Below are 22,122 nucleotides of genomic sequence, written 5' to 3'. Positions count from 1 at the left end.
GCATGAAAGTCCCTGTAAGTCTTTAAAACTCCATGCAAGTCCATACCATGTGTGCCAACGATTTGGGACTGATGGGACACAGCCTTGGCCCTGGTTCGATGATTGTTCGACCGTGCTTCGAATGACCTTCGACTATCCTTCGGTTATTAGGCGAACAAGCTCCATACAATTGCCGAACCAGTCCTCTGTCATACTCGAATCATTACCAATGAGTGCCCTAACACTACTCGGATGTCAAGAAATTCAATGATTTTATGTTAGGCTAACCTATTCTAGGTATTTTGCCCTCGTTTAATGAGAATGAGCGAACTTCTGGGTTGAAAAATGCTCGTATAATTTAATACTTAATGTACTGATCATACCTTAAATATATCGTTTATTTACCAGTGAACTACGGCTGTAATCCTTATCTTTGCAAGATGTCTGAACACACTATTTTGGAACAAGAAACAATTGTGGCATTAGCCACAGCTAGTGGTAACGGCGCTATTGCAGTTATTCGTCTTTCAGGAAAGGATGCGATTGTAATCACCGATCAAGTATTTCGAGGAAAGAATTTGCTCAAGCAATCTTCTCATACCCTTCATTTCGGCACCATACGTGATGGCGAAGAGATTATAGATGAAGTATTGGTCTCCCTATTTATAGGTCCTAATTCTTACACAAAAGAAAATGTAGTGGAGATTTCCACGCACAATTCGAAGTATATCATAGAGCGGGTGATGAGTTTACTCATTAAAAAAGGAGCTAGGGCAGCGAAAGCTGGAGAATTTACCTTACGTGCGTTTTTAAATGGAGGTATGGATTTGTCTCAAGCAGAAGCTGTTGCAGATTTGATTGCTTCAAATTCAGCTGCTTCTCATCAAATCGCTATGCAGCAAATGCGAGGAGGATTCTCCAATCAATTGAAAAAATTACGTGACGACTTGATTCATTTTGCGTCACTAATAGAATTGGAATTGGACTTTTCTGAAGAAGATGTGGAATTTGCAAATCGTGATCAACTGAAAAATCTGATTAAGCAGATAAATCAAGTAGTGAGTAAGCTTATTTCTTCTTTTGAGCAAGGAAACGTATTGAAAAATGGTGTACCAGTGGTTATCGCAGGTAAACCGAACGTGGGTAAATCCACACTTTTAAATGCACTATTGAATGAAGAGCGTGCAATCGTATCGGAAATTGCAGGCACTACAAGAGATACGATTGAAGACGAAATCAATATCAAGGGAATTACTTTCCGATTTATTGATACGGCAGGTATTCGCGAAACAATAGACGTTATCGAAGCCAAGGGTGTAGAGCGTACTAGAGCAAAAATGAAACAAGCACGCTTGATCATCTATCTGTTTGATCCAACACAAGATCAGGTGCAGGATATTGAAACCCAGATTGAGGAGGTGAAACTTTTAAACATTCCTTTTGTAACTATTATTAATAAATCTGATTTATTGAGCGTTGAACAAAAGCAACAGTATGCGGTATTGCAGCCTTTGTATATTTCTGCAAAAGAGCAAATAGGAGTGGAGGAACTCAAAGATGAATTATTGCAACAAGTAAATTTAGCAAACTTGAATACTGATGATGTTTTAGTGACTAATATTCGACATGTAGAAGCTCTTCAACATACACAATCATCTTTAGAACGTGTACTTAATGGTATTGATAATCCAGTTACTTCAGACTTTTTAGCTATGGATATCCGTCAGTCACTTTATCATTTAGGTGAAATAACAGGGTCTGTATCAACAGATGATTTGTTGGATAATATATTTTCGAAATTCTGTATCGGGAAGTAATCTGTTTGTAGATAGTAAAAATGCTATCCAATCATATAAAAAAATCAGTAGTATATTTTACTACTGATTTTTTTATTTTACTGTACTTCTATTATATGCTGCAGCCTAATTTTGTCAGCTATTATCACTACTATCATGGACCATCAGCTACTTGGTATATGAATGGTCAAGCACTTCTTACAGCAGGGTTAAAACGAGTTTATGTTTTCCTGCACTAAGTTGTATGTTTGTTTGTTCTTTTATATTTGCAGGAGGATAAAACGTCGCTGTTGAATTTGGAGGCACAGCGACTTCATAATTGATGGTCCTTTTGTTTTTGGTCCACTTTGAAGTTATCGATCCGTAAGGTGATTTATGTGTCACTTCAGACTGATCTAGCGTGCTAGGAAATGAAGGTTTCAATAAGATATGTTTAAATCCTGGTTGATCAGCATCAGGAAGAATACCACCTATAGATTTGAAAAACCAACCCCCAATTTCTCCAAACATCATGTGATTATCAGAAATATCTCTTTCCGATTTTAGGTCCCAATTTTCTAAAAGAGTAGTGGCGCCATTTACCACCCACCATCCCCAAGAGGGGTAACTATCCTGTACAGCTACTTGATAGGCAGTCTCCTGATAGCCATTGTTGTTTAATGCGTTTAATAAGGCTTTTGCTCCGAGTACACCTACATCAAGATGAAAATTTGTCTCTACTACCTTTTTGTTAAGATTGGCAGCAACCTTATCTTTCATATCTTCAGGTACCAAGTCCCAATGTAAAGTCATACTCAATTCAGTCTGTGTGCCACTTGCATAAATTCCAGTCGATCGATTTAGAAATTTATCATTGATTGCTTTTTTTATTTTTTTACTCAAAGCATCGTATTTCGCATAATCTTCTTGTTGGCCAAATAGTTTAGCTGCGGATGCTAATATAGTCGCATCTACATAGAAATAAATGGAAGAGGTAAGTTCTAGATTTGAAGTTGACTTTACAGGAAACCCAATCCCCTCGTCCAAAGCTAGTCAATCCGCTAGGACTGGTTCGATCTACATAATTTACATATCGTTTTATGTTTTCATAGCAATCTTTCAATAACCTGCTATCGCCATAAAACATATAGATCTGCCACGGTATGATAGCAATGGTACTTGTCCAGTCCAATCCATTTGCTGTTCCGTATCCCCATCCCCCAGTAGGGATAATGTCTGGCAATACACCATTTGGTTGCTGCTCGTCTCGATGATCGGCTAGCCACTTTTCATAGACTGTAATTGCATCAAAATTATATAAAGCAGTTTCTATAGCGAGGTGGCCATCGCCTGTCCATCCATTTTTTTCTCTTTGAGGACAATCCGTTGGGTATCCCATGAGATTGGATAGGTAAGCATTGTTGGTTACTTTCCAAAGATCATTGACCAATTTGGAAGAGGTTTTTACCTCACCTACAGATTCGACATCACTATGCATAAAGTAGGAGGTGATTTTTAAATCTTGCAAGGAGATGGGTTGACTACTGGTAACTTCAACATAGCGAAATCCTTTGTAATTAAACTTTGGGATAAATTCATCTTCTTTTTTACCACTTAGGGTAAAGATGTCGGTCTGAAAAGGATCATTCTCTTTATCTCCCCTATAGTATACATCAATATTAGCCATATCAATTCGGCCATCAGTATGTAGGCGCTCGCCATGTTTGATTTTGAGCACAGTACCCGCAGCACCCTTAGCTTTTACATGGGTAACACCGGCCATATTTTGTCCCATGTCAAATACGTAGGTTTTATCATCAATTTTCTGGGTCGACTTTGGGGTAAAGGGTGTTATTAACCGGATAGGTACAGTTTGTTGAGAAATAATGAGATCTGCTGGAGCACTACGATATTTTACCCCCTGCCATTTTGAATCATCAAAATTAGCTGTATTCCATCCTTCTTGTTCCAAGCGGGCATCATAATGTTCACCTGTATAGATACTATTATAAGTTATAGGCCCCGAAGAAGTTTTCCAGTCTTGCTCAGATACAATGGTCTCCTCAGTGCCATCTGTATAAACAATGCGGAGGTCCATGCAGAAGGCAGGTCGATTTCTCCATGGTGCATTGTGAAAATCCCACACGGCAAGAGATTGATGGTTATACCATCCATTTCCCAATATAACACCAATGGCATTTTCACCCGACTGCAATTGTTGCGTTACATCATGGACAACATATAATGTCCTTTTATCGAATCGGGTATACATGGGGTCAAGCCAGTTTTCACCTACTTTTCTACCATTGAGCGACAGTTCATATAGCCCCGCAGCTGCAATATAAGCACGTGCCGATTTGATAGTCTTTTTCACCTCAAATGCTTTGCGGAAGTAGGGAGCCTCTTTATGATGGATATCATGATGATCACTGATCCAAGTGCCTTTCCAATTGTATCTTCCCATCATGCCTGTTTCAAAAGCAACAATCTTAGAAGTCGTCGGTTTACCATCCTTATCCCAGATTTTTACTTTCCAGAAATATTTGGTTAATGGATTAAGTTCCTTTCCTGAATATGAAACGATAATATCTCCGTTCGACTGTTTACCGGTATCCCAAACCTCACCTTTGTTATTATCGACAGCTATAGAATCTGTCCCTACAAATAACTGATAAGCAGTCTGCATAGCACCTTGTCTATCGTCCTTCAACATCCAGGTTAACCTAGGGTTTTGGATATCGATTCCCAATGGATTACTTAGATGTTCACATTTTAATTTGATTGGCTCACATACCGTAAGCTTCTGTTGTGCATAAAGATTGTAGCCTACAGTTAGTGCAACAATCAATAAAGTTCTTTTCATTTTGTGTGGTTTTTTGTTCCAAAAACAGTAATCGATTCACTACTGACGAATTATTTTTATTTTTAACTAACCTTAGATTTGAGAGGTTATATTGGTTGATATATTGCGCAGAAATTGTTTACTAGCAATATATCTCTAAAGCTAATGCGTTTTAGTCAAATAAAAAAGGGTTTAAAAAAAATACTTAAGTTTTTCGTTCGGAGAGGATTGCTGTTAAATCTCTAAAATCGTAAGAAAATATCTTCCGATAAATCCCTATCTTTAAGACAAGGAGAAGACAACATTAAATCACAATTGATTACTGAAAATAATACTAATTTTAGACCTCATGGATTACGCTCAATTGATAAATGAAACAGCACAATACGTACATAAGTATATGGATGACCATGACCTTTCAAAGCTGAGCTTCCATAACCGAGCGCACATTGAAGAGGTGGTAGAGGCCGTGAAGAAGATGGCAGACTATTATAACCTCGATGAAAGAGATACAGCTATTGTGACGCTATCGGCATATTTTCATGATCTTGGTTACTGCATTAATGGTAAAGATAATCATGAAGAAAGAGGTGCAGAAATAGCGGAAAAATTTTTACACTTGAAGCAGGTTGATACGAGCATTATTCTTGCAATTCGAGGATGTATTTTGGCGACAAAACTACCACAATCTCCTAAAGATCTCCTTGAAGAAATTGTCTGCGATGCAGACTTGTATCATTTTGGGAGCGATCGGTTTGAAGCTCGTAATAAATTGATGCGCCAAGAGGCAAAAGCTTGTGGATATACTGCAACTAAAGAGGAGTGGCGTAAAAACACCATTAAATTGATGGAAGCTCATCATTACCATACCGATTATGGACGTAACTTATTAGATCAAAAAAAGCAACAAAATATCCAGGCTTTAAAACAGAAAGAAGAGTCGGAAATTAGCGGTCAAGAAAAAAATAATCGAAGGCCAGAGCGGGGTATTGAGACCATGTTTCGAATTACTTCAACCAACAATCAGCGCTTAAGTGATATGGCTGACAATAAATCAAATATCTTAATTACGGTAAACTCCATCATATTATCGGTTGTTATTGCACTGTTGTTGCGTAAGTTAGATAATAATGTACATCTGGTATTCCCTACTGCTATTTTGCTATTTACTAGTCTGATTACGATGGTGATAGCGATTCTCGCAACTCGACCTTCTGTCCCAAATGGTAAATACACACCAGATGACCTGAAAAATAAGAAAGTCAATCTCTTATTTTTCGGTAATTTTTACCAAATGAACCTAGAAAGCTATAGTAATGGGATGAAACTCATGATGGAAGAACGAGATTACCTCTATAGTACTTTAATTAAAGATGTTTACTCCCAGGGAGTTGTTTTGGGACGTAAATTCAAATTACTCCGCTTAGCTTATAATATATTCATGTATGGGTTAATTGTTTCTGTACTTGCTTTTGTTATTGTCGTCATTATTAATGCTTAAGATATGAACGATACAAATGGTGAATCAGTTAATTTGAGGTTGTTTAATCGGGATTTAAGCTGGTTATCTTTTAATGAGCGGATTTTGAAGGAGGCTGGAAACAAACAGGTTCCTTTGCTGGAACGAATTAATTTCTTAGCAATTTTTTCTTCTAATCTAGATGAGTTTTACCGGGTGCGCATGCCGGTGCTTTCTGCATTGAAAAAGATTAAAAATGAGGAAAGTCATGATGATTATGTACCTAACGAGACGAATATATACAAAAAAGCCAAGTTACAAATAGAAAAGCAATTAGCTCTTTTTGGAAATACTTTAGTAGCAGATATCATTCCCGATTTGAAGGATGAAGGCATACTTGTCGTATACGATGGTATTATACCCGAAACTATTGCATCCCAAACAAGGGATTATTTTTATGAAAGCATAGCTTCATTTTTAGAAATTAGGATACTTGATGATGAGCCTTTTTTTCCTGAAAACAATCAATTGTATTTAATCTTTACTGTTGAAGAGCAAGGAACTGAAAAATTGGGTCTTATTAATATTCCTTCCGACCGAATAGCTCGTTTTTACAAAGTTTCAGATGAAGATAAAACATATATTGTCTTTATTGATGATATTATTCGGCAAAATCTGAAATTGGTATTTCCAGAGTGTTCTATTACAGGTATCTATGCATTGAAAGTGACACGAACTGCTGATTTAGAATTGGACAACGAGTTTGAGGGCTCATTGTTGGAAAAGATAGAAAAACAAATTAAGAAAAGAGATTTTGGAATTGCTACGCGCTTATTGTACCAACCAGATCTTCCGGATGAACTTTTACAAAAGTTCAACAAGCTCTTTAATCTGCGAAGATCTAATGGAATAAAAGGAGGAAACTATCATAATTTAAGCGATTTATTTTCTTTTCCAATTGATAAAAAAGATTGGAAATACAGAACACAAGTTCCGATTCCGTATAGCTTTAAAACCAGATCTTTTTCTTTGTTTGCAGAAATTGAAACGGAAGATATTTTAATACATACGCCTTACCAATCGTATCAGGTTATTTTACGGTTTTTTAATGAAGCGGCATTAAGTCGGGATGTTGAAGAAATTTATATTTCCATGTATCGGGTAGCGAGTGATTCAAAGATTCTGAATGCCTTACTAAGCGCAGTTAGAAATGGGAAAAAAGTAATTGTTTTTGTAGAATTAAAAGCAAGATTTGACGAAGAGAATAATATTTACTGGGCTAAAAAATTAAAAGACGCAGGAGTAAAAGTATTGTATAGTATTCCAAACTTAAAGGTACATGCTAAAATTGCTCTGGTGAAAACACGAAAAGACGGTCAGGAAAAATTCTTTGGATTGCTGTCTACAGGGAATCTAAATGAAAAAACAGCTTTTGTATATGCGGATCACATATTATTGACTGCTAATCAAGAAATTCTTTATGAATTAAAGGAAGTTTTTAATATGCTGACAGAGATAAGAGACAAAGAATCTACTTATACTATTCGGTTCAACCATCTTTTGGTCGCTCAATTTAATTTGTCAGAGCGCTTTATTAAGCTTATAGATCAGGAAATTGCACATGCAAAAAATGGACTTCCTGCTTCGATTATCATAAAAGTAAATAATTTAGAAGAAAAGGGAATGATTCAAAAATTATATGAAGCAGGTCGAGCGGGGGTAAAAATTCAGCTAATTGTTAGAAGTATATGTCGTTTGGTGCCCGCAGTAGCTGGCTTGAGCGAAAATATAAGTGTGAGACGTATCGTTGATCGTTATTTAGAAACATAGCCGAGTCTTTATTTTTTATAATAACGGTGACGAACAAGTTTATCTAGGATCTGCCGATTGGATGACTCGAAATATATTTAATCGTATTGAAGTCTGTTTTCCGATTATAAATGAACGGTTGAAAAAAGAAATACAAACCATTATCGCCTTACAACTGGAAGACGATACTTCTGCGGAACTTTTGGATGGAAATATGGAACCGATAAAATTTTTATCGAGTAAAGGACTGCGTGCCCAAGATCGTATTTATAACTATTGTAAACAAATTGAAAATCCCTTAAACTAATATCATATGAACAGTAAAAAATTATTTTGGATATGTATGCCGATAGCAAGCTTATTTTTCTTCTCGGCATGTGCACAAACCCCTAAAAGCTTTGTAAGTCCAAAGGGATATGATTTAAATAATGGCGAAAAGCAATTCTTGCCAGATGCCTTACATGAAATATCTGGTATAGCCTTCCCTCAAGAAAGCTCACAATATATTTTCGCTAATGAAGATGAGCATGGTATCGTATATTTTTTCGCTCCAGGTGAACAAAATCTGCAACAGATAAAGTTTGCAAAAAAAGGTGATTATGAAGGTATTGCTATTAATAATGGCTATGTGGCAGTTATGGAAAGCAGGGGTACTATTTATACTTTTCCTCATGCTGATATGAGTCAAAAAAATGCGTCAAATGTAAAAGTCGCAGAGAGTCTGATTCCAAAAGAGGAATATGAATCATTAGCAGCTTCAACAGCGGATAGTTTATTATATGTATTATGTAAAAAGTGCACGGTAGATAAAGGGTCTAAAACATTGACCGGATATATATTGGCACTTGCTAAAGATGGCGAAGTTTCCCGCAAAGGTGAATTTAAAATAGATGAGGAACAAATTGACCGTCTTAGTAGTTTGAACGGAAAGAGTTTCCGTCCGTCGGCATTGACTAAAAACACACAGACGAATGAATGGTTTATTCTTTCTTCTATCAATAAGATGCTCGTGGTTGCCAATGATAAATGGGAAGTGATAGGAGCTTACCCCTTGAATCCAACTGTTTTTAATCAGCCAGAAGCCATTGCCTTCGATCATTCGGGTAATCTATATATAGGAAATGAGGGTGGGGATAAAACTAATAAAGCAACATTAATAAAATTTAAATTGAATTGATCATATGTTAAAATTCATCCATATAGTTTTGCTATCCTTTTCAATGACTCAAGTTATTGCTCAAGATAGTGTGCTCAATCGCGTTATTTTTATAGGCGATGCTGGTGAGATAAATTTTAAACAAGAAACCATCATACCACTTGCTGCAGATTTAATTCTAAAGGGTAGAACGACCGTTATGTTTTTGGGAGATAATATCTATCCGCGTGGAATGGGGCTTCCGGGTGACCAAGAGGAAGTAGAAACTGCGGAAATCTTGCGTTCTCAATATGAGCCGATGCGAGCAAAAGGTGCACCCGTATATTTTATCCCTGGAAACCATGACTGGGACAGGTCGGGTAAGGATGGATTAGCAAAGATTAGGGCTCAAGGAGATTATTTAGCGCAACAAAATGATTCTCTCTTGCGGTTGATTCCAGCAAATGGATGCCCTGACCCGATTGAAATCCCGATCTCGGATCAGATGGTTATTATTGCTTATGATAGTGAATGGTGGCTTTTTCCTTATAAAAAAGATAATCCTAATCATGAATGCGCATGTAACTCTGAGGTAGAGGTTTTGGCAAAACTAAAAAACATACTGGATAAGAATCAGGACAAAATGGTATTGGTAGCCTCACATCACCCTATGCAATCTTTTGGAATACATGGGGGCCATTATTCGTTGAAAGATCACCTATTTCCGTTGACCCTGATTAATAAAAGCCTTTATTTACCGTTACCTGTTATTGGATCATTATATCCATTATTGCGTTCAACTGCTTTTTCAAATGCAGAGGATATGCGCCATCCTACATATAAACGTCTGAAACAAAGCATTGGGAAGGTATTCGAAGGACACCCAAATTACATTTATGTAGCAGGCCATGATCATGGATTGCAGTTTATCAAAAATCGAGATCAATATCAAATAGTAAGTGGTTCCGGAGCTAAAAGTTCCGCTATTAAGAACAATAAGAAATTGCTTTATAAAAATGCTAAACAGGGTTTTGTTGCAGTAGATATGATGCTGGATCGGAGTACTCGTATTACTTATTATCGTTATGATAATCATGGAATAAAGGAGGATTTTGTATATTGCATACCCCTCAGGAAATAGGGTTAGCCATGCAATAAAAGACTTCTAAATTGAGGATATTTAGTCATTAAATAAATTTACGAAGTAATTTTGATAGCAGAAGAGTCCTTCCTAGATTGATTCGTTTTACGATTTGATAAAAATGGAGACAAACGATCGTTGTAAAAAAGGATATTCATATTCAATGTTTAAGCCCGTGTTAATTTAAACTTTTAAAAAGATGCAATCAGCATTATTCGATATCATAAATGAAGATGGAGGTCAATTTCCTGAAATTGAAACAAAGTTCTCCTTTGAACCGTTTTTAAATTATTTAAAAGAAAGGACGAGGAATGAAATTTCAATCAAGAAGAATTTTTTCGAGAATGTACTCCATGAGTTTAAGCTCATATTTGAAGTACATGGAACTGTAAATGAAGAAAATATTGTTCACTTTGAACCCATATTCAGGTTAATCCATGCCTCATTAAACCCGCCGTTAGTGGAAGAAGAAGAGGCTTATTGGGCTATTGGGTTTCCGATAGGACAAAAAATATGTTTTGGCACAGATAAATTTTATGAGCTTCTGAAGCAGCATGTGTGCCAAGATCAATTAAGGATTAGTCAGAATCCATTGGATTCATCAGATAAAACGAACATGTTGTACGCATTTATTCTGGAAAGATTATATGGTATAAATCCTGCAAAACATTTAGAGCTGATACATTCATTTGAAGATGCTACTTCGGGTCTGCAAAAGTACTATAGAATCCATATCGATCATTCTTTCGTAGATGTGAATGTAACAGGAGAATTACCCATTATTGACCGCTCGAAGATAAGAGATGAGTTTTCAAAAACCCTAAATTTTGAAATAATAAAATCAATACTTCCATTGGATCAAATCCGATTAGATGGTTTCTCAATTTTAACAGTTACTGATGTTACTGCACAACAAGCCCTTGAAAATATCAAAAACATGATTATTAGAGGGGTTGAAAACTCAGATTCCTACGGACATGTCATACAGGCTTTGAAAATACTTGCAGGAAGTGCAGATATTGAATTTTCGCTCTTACCCTTTTTGAGGCTAAATGCTCAAGTAGTCTTTGATTTTAAAAATAAGAAGAATTCAATAATCTATTCCTTATTTCAGAATAATAAAATGAGTGAGGATCATATTCAGGAAATATTGGATCAATTTATTAAACAGCCTCAAATTCTAGTATTCAGTAATGACCAATCGCCAGAAGATAAAAACATACAATTTTTCTGGGATAAATTAAAAGAGTTGGATGTGGTAAACTATGCCTTGATTCCGATAGCTCATAATAAAGAGCTAGTAGGAGTTATAGAAGTTTTCACCAAGAAGAAGGTTGTTTTAGATGAACAGGTTTCTAGCGCGTATATTTAGTGCGAGTACACTACTTGCACAATTATTAAAAGATGAAATCGTTGACTTTGAGACGAAAATAAATGAGGTTATAAAAGATAAGTTTACCTCCCTTCAGTCAGCCGTACAGTGGAAGTTTAATAAAGAAGCTTGGACATATTTACAGCAGTTGGAGGAAGGGAAGCCTAGGCCTATTATAGGCGATATTAAATTCGAACAAGTATATCCCTTATATGGTGCTGTTGATATCAGGAACTCAACCATTGAAAGAAACAAAGCAGTATATCAGGATATGGTCGTTCACTTAGAGTTACTAGAAAAACTATTGGTTCGGTTAAAGGATCTGCACAGCATTGTTATTCTTGATGAAATGATTTTTAACTGTAGGCGATGGTTACAGGAAATCAATGAAGAGATGATGGATAGTTTCCAAATCCAAGTCAATGAATTCTTTAATCAGAATGTGCCTGAAGTGCTAACCTATTTTACGGAGTATTCAAAAGAAGCCCATACCTTAATCAACGGATACGAAAAAGCAGTTCACCCTATAGAGGGTATTGTCTATAAAAATCGTAACATTTTAGAAAACTCCATTCAATTGATAAATAGTGGTATCAGTGGTTATTTGGAATTATTTGATAAAGAATTACAAAGTTCTTACCCTTGTTATTTCGAGAAATTTAGATCAGATGGAGTTGAGTATGATATATACATAGGGCAATCTATTGCACCGAATAAAAAATTTAATGAGATATACCTTAAAAATATTCGACTTTGGCAATTGACTTCAATGGCTGCTATCGGGAAAATTACGCATAGTTTACTCGAGCAGATGGGTAAACATCTACTGACTACACAGCTTATTTTTGTCAATGCTAATTTGATTGATATCAATTTTAGAACAGATGAGCACCGTTTTGATGTAGAAGGTTCTTATAATATTCGTTACCAGATCATTAAGAGGAGAATTGATAAGGTAACCCTTAAAGGTACGAGTGAGCGCTTGACCCAACCGGGTAAAATAGCAATTGTTTACTTTACGAAGAATGATGAAAAGGAGTATTTGGGCTATATACAATATTTACAAAAGAATGGAACATTATTAGATGATCTGGAAGAATTGGAATTGGAAGAGTTGCAGGGAGTTAAGGGGTTGCAAGCTTTAAGGGTGGGTATCAATTTCACCTCGTATGAGGCAATAGATTAGGGTAAATCTTGATTTACATCAACTTTTAGTTTACTGGTACTTCTTAACTTCGCGATGGACAATGATTGCTTTCATTTATTTATAAATATTAAAAATATCAGATTATGATTACACAAAAATGGTTGGTTGACCCAAGTCACAGTGAGGTGTCTTTTAAAGTAAAGCACTTGATGATTACGACGGTGACAGGTTATTTTGGGAAATTTGACCTTGAGGTAGAGACCGTTTCCGACGATTTTAATACAGCCCAAAAGATTGTATTTGTAGCTGAAATCGATTCGATTAATACCAATGATATACAGCGCGATGAACATTTGCGGTCGGCCGATTTTTTTAATAGTGTAGAAAACAAATATTTGAAATTCTTAGGTACGCACTATAAAGGAATAGGCAGTGATGCCCAATTAACTGGCCAATTGACAATAGGGAGTGTTACCAGAACGATTACGTTAGACGTAGTATTTGGTGGTATTGTAGTCGATGGGTATAGACAGACGAAAGCGGGGTTTCTCAGTCTCTGGTAAGTTAAGCCGTAAGGAATTCGGTTTAACATGGGATGCGGTAACCGAGGCGGGTAATATCGTTGTAAGTGATGAAGTAAGAATCAATGCTGAAATACAAATTGTAAGGCAAAGTTAAGTCCTTTTGGAACTCATGAACCGTGCCACAATTGCCATACTAATTGCTCAATTATTGAAAAAAAGTAAAAGGCTTATCCCTATAAGTCTTTTACTTTACCAAATTATAGTTATAATATTATTGTCTCTACACTTATTTGTGAATGGAGAATCTTATGTATTGGACAAGTATTCGCGACTGCTTCCAACCGTACTTGTTGTTTTTCATCAATATTACCTTCATAACTAATTTTCCGGATTAATTTTGTTTCTTTTTTATCTTCAGATTGTTCTACGGTAACTACTACATGAAATTTTTCAATTGCCCATTGTTTATGGTCTGTATACATTTTTAGCGTGATCGCTGTACAAGAAGCAAGCGAAGAAGCTAGTAGTTCTAACGGCTGAAAACCCAAGTCAAGACCTCCTTTTTCAGTAGGTTCATCAACAATAATGTTATTTTTTCCTGCGATAACTGTGGTTTTGTATTTATCGGATCCTATAGTTGCTTTTACGGTGTTCATGCTTTTATATTTTATTATTTAAGTAAAAATCAGGTAGTGGTATATAGCCAGTTTCATTGGCAACGGGTGGAAATTTTTTATCGATCCAGTCTTGTTTGGCCTGTTCAAGTCTTTGTTTGGAAGAACCCACGAAGTTCCAAAGGATATAACGTTCTTCAGGCAATGGCTCTCCTCCAAAAATATAAATAGTCGAATTTTCACCAATTTCAAATTCGCACAACTGTGCATCTTTAGCTACAAGGAGTTGTTTGGGTTCGAAAATTGTTCCATTATCTGTTATACTACCTTCCAAGATATAAAGTCCCGATTCGCCATAGAGATCTTTACCAATACTGACTTTTGCTTTATTTTTTGATTTTATTTCGATAAAGTACAGTTTACTGTAAACAGATACGGGGGATTTTTTTCCAAATGCTTCTCCTGCAATTAGCGTGTAGTTTACACCTTGTTGATCTTCCCAATGCGGAAGGTCTTCTGCATTGGTGTGTTCAAACGAAGGTTCGCATTCTTCCAGTTCCTTAGGAAGGGCTACCCAGATCTGCAACCCATGTAATACTTTGTCGGTATGGCGTAAATATTCTGGGGTTCGCTCCGAATGTGTTACACCTTTTCCAGCAGTCATCCAATTTACGGCTCCAGGTTTTATTTCCATTTCGGTACCTAGGCTATCGCGATGCATGATGGCGCCTTCAAAAAGATAAGTTAAAGTTGATAGTCCAACATGGGGGTGAGGACCTACATCTAGATTTTCATATTCATTCAATGCAGCTGGCCCCATATGGTCGATAAATGTAAATGGCCCGACCATTCTTTTTTGACGGAATGGAAGGAGACGACCGACCATAAAATTACCGATGTTTGCGGCTCGCTCTTCTATAATGACTCCTATATTTGACATATTATTCTATTTTTACGCGTTAAAGTATTAAACAGTTTTATTGTACTTAAGTTTACATTTTAGCAAATCTTGAAATCAACTAAATAACATCATATTGTACAATTTTCGACGATTTCATTATTTACTAAGCTAAAGATAGTCGTTTCATTGCTCTAAATCATTGATCTAGATTAAGAAAGTCAGGATTGCTTATTCCATTCGATTTGGATGCACATGGAAAGCTTTTTTAAAGAATGCGAGCGATAAGCGATATGTCAATAGATTTCTGAACGATTTAATCTCCATTTACCAACCACAAGATTGCTGTTGATTGCTTAAAAAAGAAAATAGTGTATATTATTTATTTCTAGTACCAGTAAAGAATTACATGAACAGATAGGGGAGAGCGGAGCGAGAAGGAACTAGAAATAACTAGAAAAAGATAAAATTAAAGAATTGATGATTGCTTGTTTAAGCATCTAGTTAATGGTAATTTGACATTCGTCTTAATTTTTTTACAATTTGACGGTATAAATCAGATTAATAATCTGTTTATTTGTGTTAAAGAAATGATGGAATTTCATTGACTAAACCTAACTTTATGATGCTAAGCGTTTTAAATATTATTTTTTGCATTGCATTTATTGGATTTGCATATGTAAATCTCAATGATAAAGATTCATGGCTATGGATACCAATATATATGCTGGCATCCGTTTGCTGTGGGTTGACTGTTTTTGATCTTTATTATCCATTTATATATCTTGGTGCTATTGTATTTTATCTTATTTATGCTGTTATCCTCTTTTTTGCAAAAGATGGAGTTCGTGATTGGTTGATGAAATACCGAACGCCAAGTCTGGTGGAGAGTATGCAAGCTACTAAACCTTATATTGAGAAAACGAGAGAATTTTTCGGTCTTCTCATTGTTGCTGCTGCGTTGGCTATAAACTATTTTGTTGCTGTTAATTTGTAAATGATATCGATGATCGATTTAGAGAGAAAAAAACAACTCAATGAGCTGTTTCAACAGATTCTTAAACAAAACCTGACTCTGGATGCATGGTCTTGGTTGAACCTTAAGGTGGAGGCGATTAAAACAGAAGAAAAAACACTCCAGTTAAATCAAAGTTTTTCACAAATACCAAGGATGTTAGGTAAAAATCAGGTAATTATCCAGCCCGAAGAATCCGTGGAAATAAGTACATTATTACCTGGTTTTTCTTTGCAGGAATGGTCTTCGGATCGACTGGCTCGTGTATGGTTGTTGATGCAGTTACCGGATCATAATAAAGAGGTTTATCTCCATAAAATAAATAACTTGTTTATCGCTTCGGAAATGAATGAACTGATTGCACTTTATTCAGCTCTGCCTTTCTTAAGTTATACCGAAGAATGGGTTAGCAGATGTGAAGAAGGAATTCGTTCTAACATAGGAACGGTATTGGATGCAATTATGTATCACAATCCCTTTCCTGCAAAGACACTTACCGAAGCTGCATGGAACCAATTGGTTTTAAAAGCTTTTTTTACTGAAAAAGATGTTAACCAAATTACTGGATTAAAAGAAAGAGCGAATCAGGCCCTAGCGTGTACCTTAAACGATTATGTTGAAGAACGTCTAGCGGCCCATAGAACAGTTCATCCAGAAATTTATCAATTAATAGAATTAGGAAAATAAAATAACGAATTATGTGCTGTAATGACAATTTCCAAGAAAGAAATGCAGGAGAAAGAAACCAAAGCGCTCTTGATTTAAATGATATTAGTGGAATGAAATTTTTTGATCCACATATCCATATGACTGCACGGACAACGGATGATTACCAAGCGATGGTAGATGCAGGTATCGTGGCTATCATAGAAACCTGCTTTTTGGTTGGGTCAGCCGCGTACCGGAATTGATAGTTTTACGGATTATTATAGTAGCTTGATCGGTTGGGAAAGATTTAGATCTTCTCAGTTCGGTATTAAGCATTATTGTACGATAGGTTTAAATTCGCGTGAGGCTAATAATGAAAAGTTGGCTGAACAGGTAATGGAACTATTGCCTCAGTTTATTTTTAAAGAAGGAGTGGTTGGTATTGGTGAAATAGGTTTTGATGATCAGACTGCTGCGGAAGAAAAATATTTCAGATTGCAGTTGGAGCTTGCCAAAGAGGCAGGATTACCTGTACAGATTCATACACCGCATAGAGATAAGAAAAGAGGTACGCAGCGTAGTATGGATATTGCTATTGAGCATGGTCTCTCTCCTTATTCAGTGATTGTCGATCATAATAATGAAGAGACTGTTAAAGAGGTTTTAGACAGGGGTTTTTGGGCTGCTTTTACAATCTACCCATTTACGAAAATGGGCAATGAACGTATGGTAGATATTGTGAAACAATATGGTTCAGAGCGGATTATGATTAACTCAGCTGCGGATTGGGGTATTTCTGATCCACTTGCCGTACCTAAAACTGCTGCTTTAATGAAAAAATCTGGCATTAGTTTAAGTGACATCGAACTTGTCAGTTTCCGAAATGCAATTACGGCTTTTAGTCAAAGCGGGCAGATTGATGAAAGTGATTTTATATCCGTTAAGAATATTGATCAATCTCAAAAATTTGCGAGTAATTCTATTTTACGTGGTGGACAGCAACCACGAATTGATAAAAACTCGATTATCATTACTTAATTAGGTATTGCATTGGAAAAATTAATAGGCTATATCAGGTTAATGAGACCCGCAAATGTTGTAACTGCAGTAGCCGATGTACTTGCTGGTATAGCGATATCAGGTTACTTGTTAACAATAGGTTGGGAGGATCCATTGCCAATTATACTACTTTGTATTTCAACAATTGGTCTGTATAGTGGCGGCATTATTTTTAATGATGTCTTCGATGCCAATCTAGATCGGGTAGAACGTCCCGAACGTCCTATACCTAGTGGATTGATCAGCGAGAGAGGTGCAACTATTTTTGGAGCAATATTTTTCCTTATAGGGGTTGGGACCGCTACTTTTATTGGTGCGACGACAACTGTACTTGCCATATCCATTATGGTGGCCTGTTTACTGTATAATAAATGGGCGAAACACCATGCTATTTTAGGTCCCCTAAATATGGGGCTCTGTCGTGGATTAAACCTGTTACTTGGTGTCAGCATCATTAGTTCCGAAGTGAGTCAATGGTGGTTTTTGGCCATTGTACCTATTATTTATATTGCTTCTATCACGATGATAAGTAGGGATGAAGTACATGGAGGAAGTAAAAGAATGCTTTATTTCGCTGCTATACTTTATGCCTTTGTTATAGCTTGTATCTTATTTTTTGCAGTTCGCAAAGGAGATATTGCCGTCACCCTTTTATTCCTTGCACCCTTTGCATGGATGATTTTTAAGCCACTTATAAAAGCAATAAATAACCCTATAGGACCCAATATCGGAAAAGCAGTTAAAGCCGGTGTGATTGCTTTGATTTTAATGAATGCGGCTTGGGCCAGTGTTTTTGCAGATTGGAAAATTGCGCTGACAATCATTTTTTTATTACCATTATCCATTTTACTAAGTAAAGCTTTCGCTGTTACTTAATTAGTGATTTTTAATTATGAGTTTTTTAGAACAGTCCTTTAGTGTAAAATTTGAATATAAAATACATTTTACTAAATCGTTATTTGACATCGATAATCCTACTTTAATAGATTTTTTTAAAGGGAATCCTACCGATGTTTTACGGAAAATATTTTTTGTATTAGATCAGGGGGTAGCTGATGCACACCCTGATTTAGTGCCTCGTATTAAAGCTTATTTTAAACAACAACAAGAGGTTCAGCTGATCCAAGAGATTTTGGTTATTCCGGGAGGAGAAGCCTCAAAGAATGACACTTCCCTGTTTGATCGTTTAGTAGAAGCGGTGGATCATTACGGTATTGATCGCCATTCTTACATAGCTGCAATTGGTGGTGGAGCAGTGCTCGACCTTGTCGGTTATGCGGCGGCTGTATCTCACCGTGGAATCAAGCATATCCGCATACCAACAACCGTACTTTCGCAGAATGACTCTGGTATCGGTGTTAAGAATGGCATAAATTATAAAGGAAAGAAAAATTTCTTAGGAACTTTCGCGCCCCCCTCTGCAGTGTTCAATGATGATCAGTTTTTGTTAACATTAACGGATCGAGATTGGCGGTCAGGTATTTCAGAGGCTGTTAAAGTTGCATTGATAAAAGATCCAACATTTTTCTATTGGATTGAAGAACATGCGACAAAATTGGTTGCTCGTGATTTAGATACCATGAACTATCTGATTGTACGTTGTGCTGAATTACATTTAAATCATATTGCATCTGCAGATCCATTCGAAATGGGATCTGCGAGACCTTTGGATTTTGGTCATTGGAGCGCACATAAATTGGAGCAATTAAGCAATTTTCATGTTTTGCATGGTGAGGCTGTAGCAATGGGTATCGCTTTGGATAGTGCCTATTCATTCTTAAGCGGATTATTAACAGAGGATAAATTGTTGCGCATATTGCATGTATTGCATCATCTATCATTTGATATTTCTAATCCATTAATTCAGATTAATGATCAAGAATCACCTATACTTCGTGGTTTAACGGAGTTTCAGGAGCATCTTGGGGGTAAGTTGACCATCACGCTATTAACTGACCTAGGGACAGGGAAAGAGGTGCATCATATGGACCATCAGTTATTGATAGCAGCGAGTAACTATGTCTTAAATTTTACCAGCGTAACAGCTGGCTTAAATCATTAAATTAGTAGAAAATGAAAGTTAATACAGGCCATTTAACATATTGCACAAATATCCATCCAGGAAAAAATTGGGACGATGATTTTAAAGCTTTAAAGGATAATTTTTCCTTTATCAAACAGTCTGTTTCAAAAAATGAGCCACTTGGAATAGGACTTAGATTATCTAATATTTCGAGCTTAGAGCTCGTTAAGGAAGATAATTTAATTGAGTTCAAGCAATGGTTGAAAGAAAATGATGCTTATGTATTTACGATGAACGGTTTTCCTTATGGCGAATTTCATCGTACAGTAGTCAAAGAGGATGTACATACACCAGATTGGACTACTGATGCGCGTAAAGATTATACGATAAGACTCTTTACCATTCTACAGTCTTTATTAGCCGAAGGAATGACTGGTGGTATCTCGACATCTCCGCTTAGTTATAGACACTGGTTTAAGACCACTGCTGATTTTATGGAGGCAAAAAGGATTGCTACCTTAAATATAGTGGAAGTAATAAAGGAATTGATTTCGATTGCAGAAAGTACGGGTACAATCATGCATCTCGACTTGGAAACCGGAACCGGATGGGATATTGGAAACAGGGCGAGAATTTATCGATTGGTATACGAATGATTTACTCCCGATTGCTGTTCAAGACATTGCAACATCATTTGGTATCACTGCAATTGAGGCCGAATCATTGATTAAGAGACACCTTTGTCTTTGCTATGATGTTTGCCATTTTGCAATCGGTTATGAAGATCACGCTGTCGTGTTAAAAGAACTAAAGGCGAAAGGAATTCGAGTGGGTAAAATACAAATATCTGCAGCTTTAAAAGCAAATTTGGACCAATCTATAGAACAAAGAGCAGCTATTAAAAATAGTTTTCAAAAGTTTAATGAACCGACTTATCTACATCAAGTAGTAGCCCTTAAAAGTGATGGTCAAGTGATACGCTATTCGGACCTAACACCTGCACTAGCAGATTTTGATCATCATGATGTGATTCAATGGCGTGCCCACTTCCATGTCCCTATATCTGTACAAGATATTGGCGCATTACAGTCCACACAACAAGATATCATCGAATTATTAGAGCTGCAAAAAAGCGAACCCTTTACCGATCATTTAGAAGTGGAGACCTACACTTGGGAGGTACTACCAGAACAATTAAAAATACCCATTGCAGAATCTATTAGTAATGAACTGGAGTGGGTAATAAAAACGAATGTATAAGATGAAGAAAACAGTTGTAATCGATGTAGTTGGTTTATCTGCAAACTTAATCGGAAAGCATACCCCATTTTTAGAACGGTATCTAAAGGAGAAAAATTTAGCTGCAATAGCTCCCATGCTACCGGCATTAACAACCAGTGTACAGTCAACATATCTGACAGGAAAACAGCCTACAGAGCATGGTATTGTTGGAAATGGTTGGTATGATGACGTTGATTCGGAAATTAAATTCTGGAAGCAATCCAACAAATTGGTGCTCGTGGAAAAGATTTGGGACAAAGCCAAAAAAGAAGACCCAAATTTTACTTGTGCCAATCTGTTTTGGTGGTACAATATGTATTCGAATGCTGACTATAGCGTTACGCCACGCCCCAATTATTTGGCCGATGGTCGAAAACTGCCAGATTGTTATGCAGAACCAGCAGAGTTACGTGATATTTTGCAAGAAAAACTGGGTCAGTTTCCTCTTTTTAATTTTTGGGGACCTGGTGCCAATATCAAATCAAGCAGATGGATTGCCGATGCCTCCATGATTACAGATGAGCTTTATGATCCTACACTATCGCTAATCTATTTACCTCATTTGGACTATTGCTTACAGAAATTTGGCAATGATTGGAACAATATCAGTAAGGAACTTGGTGAAATAGATACCTTGATCGGAGAACTGGTTGTATTCTATGAAAACAGAGGAGCGAATGTTATCGTACTTTCCGAGTATGGTATTGTACCAGTAAATAATCCCATACATATCAATCGAATCTTTAGAGAAGCAGGATTATTACAAATACGTATGGAGCGCGGTCTAGAGTTATTAGATGCAGGAGCTTCCAAAGCCTTTGTCGTGGCGGATCATCAGGTAGCGCATGTCTATATCAACGATCAGTCAGTAGTGGCTCAGGTGAAAGAGATCTTGGATAGAACACCAGGGATTGCTCAAGTTCTGGATCAGCAAGGGAAAGAGGAGTATGGGATAGCACATGAACGTGCGGGTGATTTTGTTTTGGTTGCATCTCCAGAAAGCTGGTTCACTTATTATTTCTGGCTCGATGATGCCAAAGCTCCTGATTATGCAAGATGTGTTGATATCCATAAAAAGCCAGGGTATGATCCTGTGGAAATGTTTATGTCTTCCAAGTTTCGGGCTTTGTATAAACTCTTGAGAAAGAAAGCAGGGTTTCGTTATGTAATGGATGTGATACCATTAGATGCTAACTTGGTTAAGGGGTCGCATGGAAGTGTCAATACACCAGAGAAATTTCATCCTGTTTTAATAACTGACGCAAGTTTACACACAGGCAATATACAAGCGACTCAAGTTTACGATTTAATTTGGAAGTCTTTACATAGTGGAAAATAATCATATTACGGAACTATTGGTTCGCTTTAAAGAAAATCGAAACTAAAAGGACATCATATAAA

The 22,122-nt window shown here is 36.6% G+C and carries 22 protein-coding genes and 1 pseudogene; 19 read left to right on the top strand and 4 right to left on the bottom strand.

Annotated elements, in window-relative coordinates:
• Positions 1-419: 419 nt before the first annotated feature.
• Entirely contained in the window at positions 420-1,796 is a 1,377-nt protein-coding gene (gene mnmE, locus ACFX5U_RS16345; RefSeq protein WP_038700010.1) for a tRNA uridine-5-carboxymethylaminomethyl(34) synthesis GTPase MnmE, read from the top strand.
• 177 nt (positions 1,797-1,973) lie between these two features.
• On the opposite strand, the gene ACFX5U_RS16340 is transcribed toward mnmE, so the two are convergent.
• Together ACFX5U_RS16340 and ACFX5U_RS16335 are read right to left on the bottom strand one after the other, a co-directional pair.
• Positions 1,974-2,285, bottom strand: coding sequence for an alpha-L-rhamnosidase C-terminal domain-containing protein (locus tag ACFX5U_RS16340; protein WP_400263608.1), 312 nt, complete (start codon positions 2,283-2,285; stop codon positions 1,974-1,976).
• Between the two features lie 21 nt (positions 2,286-2,306).
• Positions 2,307-4,218, bottom strand: a pseudogene (locus ACFX5U_RS16335) (family 78 glycoside hydrolase catalytic domain); the annotation flags it as partial.
• A 727-nt stretch (positions 4,219-4,945) separates the two neighbouring features.
• Between ACFX5U_RS16335 and ACFX5U_RS16330 the strand changes: the two are divergent.
• The 9 genes from ACFX5U_RS16330 to ACFX5U_RS16290 all read left to right on the top strand — a co-directional run bounded on the left by ACFX5U_RS16330 (position 4,946) and on the right by ACFX5U_RS16290 (position 13,337).
• Complete coding sequence (locus tag ACFX5U_RS16330) at positions 4,946-6,097, top strand: Pycsar system effector family protein (protein WP_400261467.1); 1,152 nt, start codon at positions 4,946-4,948, stop codon at positions 6,095-6,097.
• A gap of 3 nt (positions 6,098-6,100) precedes the next feature.
• Positions 6,101-7,885: a polyphosphate kinase 1 gene (gene ppk1, locus ACFX5U_RS16325; protein ID WP_400261466.1), complete on the top strand. Its 1,785-nt coding sequence runs from the start codon at positions 6,101-6,103 to the stop codon at positions 7,883-7,885.
• Between the two features lie 10 nt (positions 7,886-7,895).
• The gene (locus ACFX5U_RS16320) at positions 7,896-8,171 is read left to right on the top strand and encodes a hypothetical protein (RefSeq protein ID WP_400263607.1); all 276 of its coding nucleotides are present in this window, start codon (positions 7,896-7,898) and stop codon (positions 8,169-8,171) included.
• A gap of 6 nt (positions 8,172-8,177) precedes the next feature.
• The gene (locus ACFX5U_RS16315) at positions 8,178-9,041 is read left to right on the top strand and encodes an SdiA-regulated domain-containing protein (protein WP_400261465.1); all 864 of its coding nucleotides are present in this window, start codon (positions 8,178-8,180) and stop codon (positions 9,039-9,041) included.
• A gap of 4 nt (positions 9,042-9,045) precedes the next feature.
• Entirely contained in the window at positions 9,046-10,140 is a 1,095-nt protein-coding gene (locus ACFX5U_RS16310; protein WP_400261464.1) for a metallophosphoesterase, read from the top strand.
• A gap of 199 nt (positions 10,141-10,339) precedes the next feature.
• Entirely contained in the window at positions 10,340-11,512 is a 1,173-nt protein-coding gene (locus ACFX5U_RS16305; protein WP_400261463.1) for a hypothetical protein, read from the top strand.
• Entirely contained in the window at positions 11,484-12,698 is a 1,215-nt protein-coding gene (locus tag ACFX5U_RS16300; protein WP_400261462.1) for a hypothetical protein, read from the top strand. The genes ACFX5U_RS16305 and ACFX5U_RS16300 overlap by 29 nt, the downstream gene beginning before the upstream one ends.
• A gap of 104 nt (positions 12,699-12,802) precedes the next feature.
• Positions 12,803-13,222 carry a YceI family protein gene (locus ACFX5U_RS16295; protein WP_400261461.1) on the top strand — a complete coding sequence of 140 codons (420 nt, stop codon included), beginning with the start codon at positions 12,803-12,805 and terminating at the stop codon, positions 13,220-13,222.
• A complete protein-coding gene (locus ACFX5U_RS16290) occupies positions 13,179-13,337 on the top strand; it encodes a YceI family protein (protein ID WP_400261460.1) in 159 nt (52 codons plus the stop codon). Before ACFX5U_RS16295 ends, ACFX5U_RS16290 begins: the two co-directional genes overlap by 44 nt.
• Before the next feature lie 109 nt (positions 13,338-13,446).
• On the opposite strand, the gene ACFX5U_RS16285 is transcribed toward ACFX5U_RS16290, so the two are convergent.
• Entirely contained in the window at positions 13,447-13,839 is a 393-nt protein-coding gene (locus ACFX5U_RS16285; RefSeq protein WP_400261459.1) for an OsmC family protein, read from the bottom strand.
• Between the two features lie 4 nt (positions 13,840-13,843).
• The gene (locus ACFX5U_RS16280; protein ID WP_280565976.1) at positions 13,844-14,737 is read right to left on the bottom strand and encodes a pirin family protein; all 894 of its coding nucleotides are present in this window, start codon (positions 14,735-14,737) and stop codon (positions 13,844-13,846) included.
• Between the two features lie 580 nt (positions 14,738-15,317).
• Between ACFX5U_RS16280 and ACFX5U_RS16275 the strand changes: the two genes are divergently transcribed.
• The 9 genes from ACFX5U_RS16275 to ACFX5U_RS16235 are packed head-to-tail and all read left to right on the top strand — an operon-like array spanning position 15,318 to position 22,060.
• Positions 15,318-15,692, top strand: a complete 375-nt coding sequence (locus tag ACFX5U_RS16275) for a transmembrane 220 family protein (protein ID WP_038699994.1) — start codon at positions 15,318-15,320, stop codon at positions 15,690-15,692.
• A 9-nt stretch (positions 15,693-15,701) separates the two neighbouring features.
• Positions 15,702-16,397: an EboA domain-containing protein gene (locus tag ACFX5U_RS16270; protein ID WP_280565979.1), complete on the top strand. Its 696-nt coding sequence runs from the start codon at positions 15,702-15,704 to the stop codon at positions 16,395-16,397.
• Between the two features lie 11 nt (positions 16,398-16,408).
• Entirely contained in the window at positions 16,409-16,621 is a 213-nt protein-coding gene (locus ACFX5U_RS16265; RefSeq protein ID WP_400261458.1) for a hypothetical protein, read from the top strand.
• The gene (locus tag ACFX5U_RS16260; protein WP_400261457.1) at positions 16,596-17,396 is read left to right on the top strand and encodes a TatD family hydrolase; all 801 of its coding nucleotides are present in this window, start codon (positions 16,596-16,598) and stop codon (positions 17,394-17,396) included. The genes ACFX5U_RS16265 and ACFX5U_RS16260 overlap by 26 nt, the downstream gene beginning before the upstream one ends.
• A gap of 12 nt (positions 17,397-17,408) precedes the next feature.
• Positions 17,409-18,293: a UbiA-like protein EboC gene (eboC, locus tag ACFX5U_RS16255; protein WP_280565982.1), complete on the top strand. Its 885-nt coding sequence runs from the start codon at positions 17,409-17,411 to the stop codon at positions 18,291-18,293.
• Between the two features lie 16 nt (positions 18,294-18,309).
• The gene (locus tag ACFX5U_RS16250; protein WP_400261456.1) at positions 18,310-19,479 is read left to right on the top strand and encodes a 3-dehydroquinate synthase; all 1,170 of its coding nucleotides are present in this window, start codon (positions 18,310-18,312) and stop codon (positions 19,477-19,479) included.
• Positions 19,480-19,490: 11 nt separating this feature from the next.
• Complete coding sequence (locus ACFX5U_RS16245) at positions 19,491-20,096, top strand: hypothetical protein (protein ID WP_400261455.1); 606 nt, start codon at positions 19,491-19,493, stop codon at positions 20,094-20,096.
• Positions 20,056-20,700 (top strand): hypothetical protein, encoded by a 645-nt coding sequence (locus ACFX5U_RS16240; protein ID WP_400261454.1) that lies wholly within the window; start codon positions 20,056-20,058, stop codon positions 20,698-20,700. Before ACFX5U_RS16245 ends, ACFX5U_RS16240 begins: the two co-directional genes overlap by 41 nt.
• Position 20,701: 1 nt before the next feature.
• Complete coding sequence (locus ACFX5U_RS16235) at positions 20,702-22,060, top strand: alkaline phosphatase family protein (RefSeq protein ID WP_400261453.1); 1,359 nt, start codon at positions 20,702-20,704, stop codon at positions 22,058-22,060.
• The last annotated feature ends 62 nt before the right edge of the window (positions 22,061-22,122 follow it).

Source organism: Sphingobacterium sp. SG20118 (assembly GCF_044740685.1).
GTDB lineage: Bacteria > Bacteroidota > Bacteroidia > Sphingobacteriales > Sphingobacteriaceae > Sphingobacterium.
Note: the sequence above shows the minus strand (reverse complement) of the source record. Positions and strands in the feature narration are given on the sequence as shown.

What these genes read in the sequence shown, in the direction of transcription:
- mnmE (WP_038700010.1), top strand. Translation starts at nt 420, where the DNA reads ATGTCTGAACACACTATTTTGGAACAAGAAACAATTGTGGCATTAGCC.
- ACFX5U_RS16315 (WP_400261465.1), top strand. Translation starts at nt 8,178, where the DNA reads ATGAACAGTAAAAAATTATTTTGGATATGTATGCCGATAGCAAGCTTA.
- ACFX5U_RS16295 (WP_400261461.1), top strand. Translation starts at nt 12,803, where the DNA reads ATGATTACACAAAAATGGTTGGTTGACCCAAGTCACAGTGAGGTGTCT.
- ACFX5U_RS16305 (WP_400261463.1), top strand. Translation starts at nt 10,340, where the DNA reads ATGCAATCAGCATTATTCGATATCATAAATGAAGATGGAGGTCAATTT.
- ACFX5U_RS16280 (WP_280565976.1), bottom strand. Translation starts at nt 14,737, where the DNA reads ATGTCAAATATAGGAGTCATTATAGAAGAGCGAGCCGCAAACATCGGT.
- ACFX5U_RS16265 (WP_400261458.1), top strand. Translation starts at nt 16,409, where the DNA reads ATGTGCTGTAATGACAATTTCCAAGAAAGAAATGCAGGAGAAAGAAAC.
- ACFX5U_RS16300 (WP_400261462.1), top strand. Translation starts at nt 11,484, where the DNA reads ATGAACAGGTTTCTAGCGCGTATATTTAGTGCGAGTACACTACTTGCA.
- ACFX5U_RS16275 (WP_038699994.1), top strand. Translation starts at nt 15,318, where the DNA reads ATGATGCTAAGCGTTTTAAATATTATTTTTTGCATTGCATTTATTGGA.
- ACFX5U_RS16235 (WP_400261453.1), top strand. Translation starts at nt 20,702, where the DNA reads ATGAAGAAAACAGTTGTAATCGATGTAGTTGGTTTATCTGCAAACTTA.
- ACFX5U_RS16290 (WP_400261460.1), top strand. Translation starts at nt 13,179, where the DNA reads ATGGGTATAGACAGACGAAAGCGGGGTTTCTCAGTCTCTGGTAAGTTA.
- ACFX5U_RS16310 (WP_400261464.1), top strand. Translation starts at nt 9,046, where the DNA reads ATGTTAAAATTCATCCATATAGTTTTGCTATCCTTTTCAATGACTCAA.
- ACFX5U_RS16340 (WP_400263608.1), bottom strand. Translation starts at nt 2,285, where the DNA reads ATGTTTGGAGAAATTGGGGGTTGGTTTTTCAAATCTATAGGTGGTATT.
- ACFX5U_RS16270 (WP_280565979.1), top strand. Translation starts at nt 15,702, where the DNA reads ATGATCGATTTAGAGAGAAAAAAACAACTCAATGAGCTGTTTCAACAG.
- ACFX5U_RS16245 (WP_400261455.1), top strand. Translation starts at nt 19,491, where the DNA reads ATGAAAGTTAATACAGGCCATTTAACATATTGCACAAATATCCATCCA.
- ACFX5U_RS16285 (WP_400261459.1), bottom strand. Translation starts at nt 13,839, where the DNA reads ATGAACACCGTAAAAGCAACTATAGGATCCGATAAATACAAAACCACA.
- ACFX5U_RS16330 (WP_400261467.1), top strand. Translation starts at nt 4,946, where the DNA reads ATGGATTACGCTCAATTGATAAATGAAACAGCACAATACGTACATAAG.
- ppk1 (WP_400261466.1), top strand. Translation starts at nt 6,101, where the DNA reads ATGAACGATACAAATGGTGAATCAGTTAATTTGAGGTTGTTTAATCGG.
- ACFX5U_RS16250 (WP_400261456.1), top strand. Translation starts at nt 18,310, where the DNA reads ATGAGTTTTTTAGAACAGTCCTTTAGTGTAAAATTTGAATATAAAATA.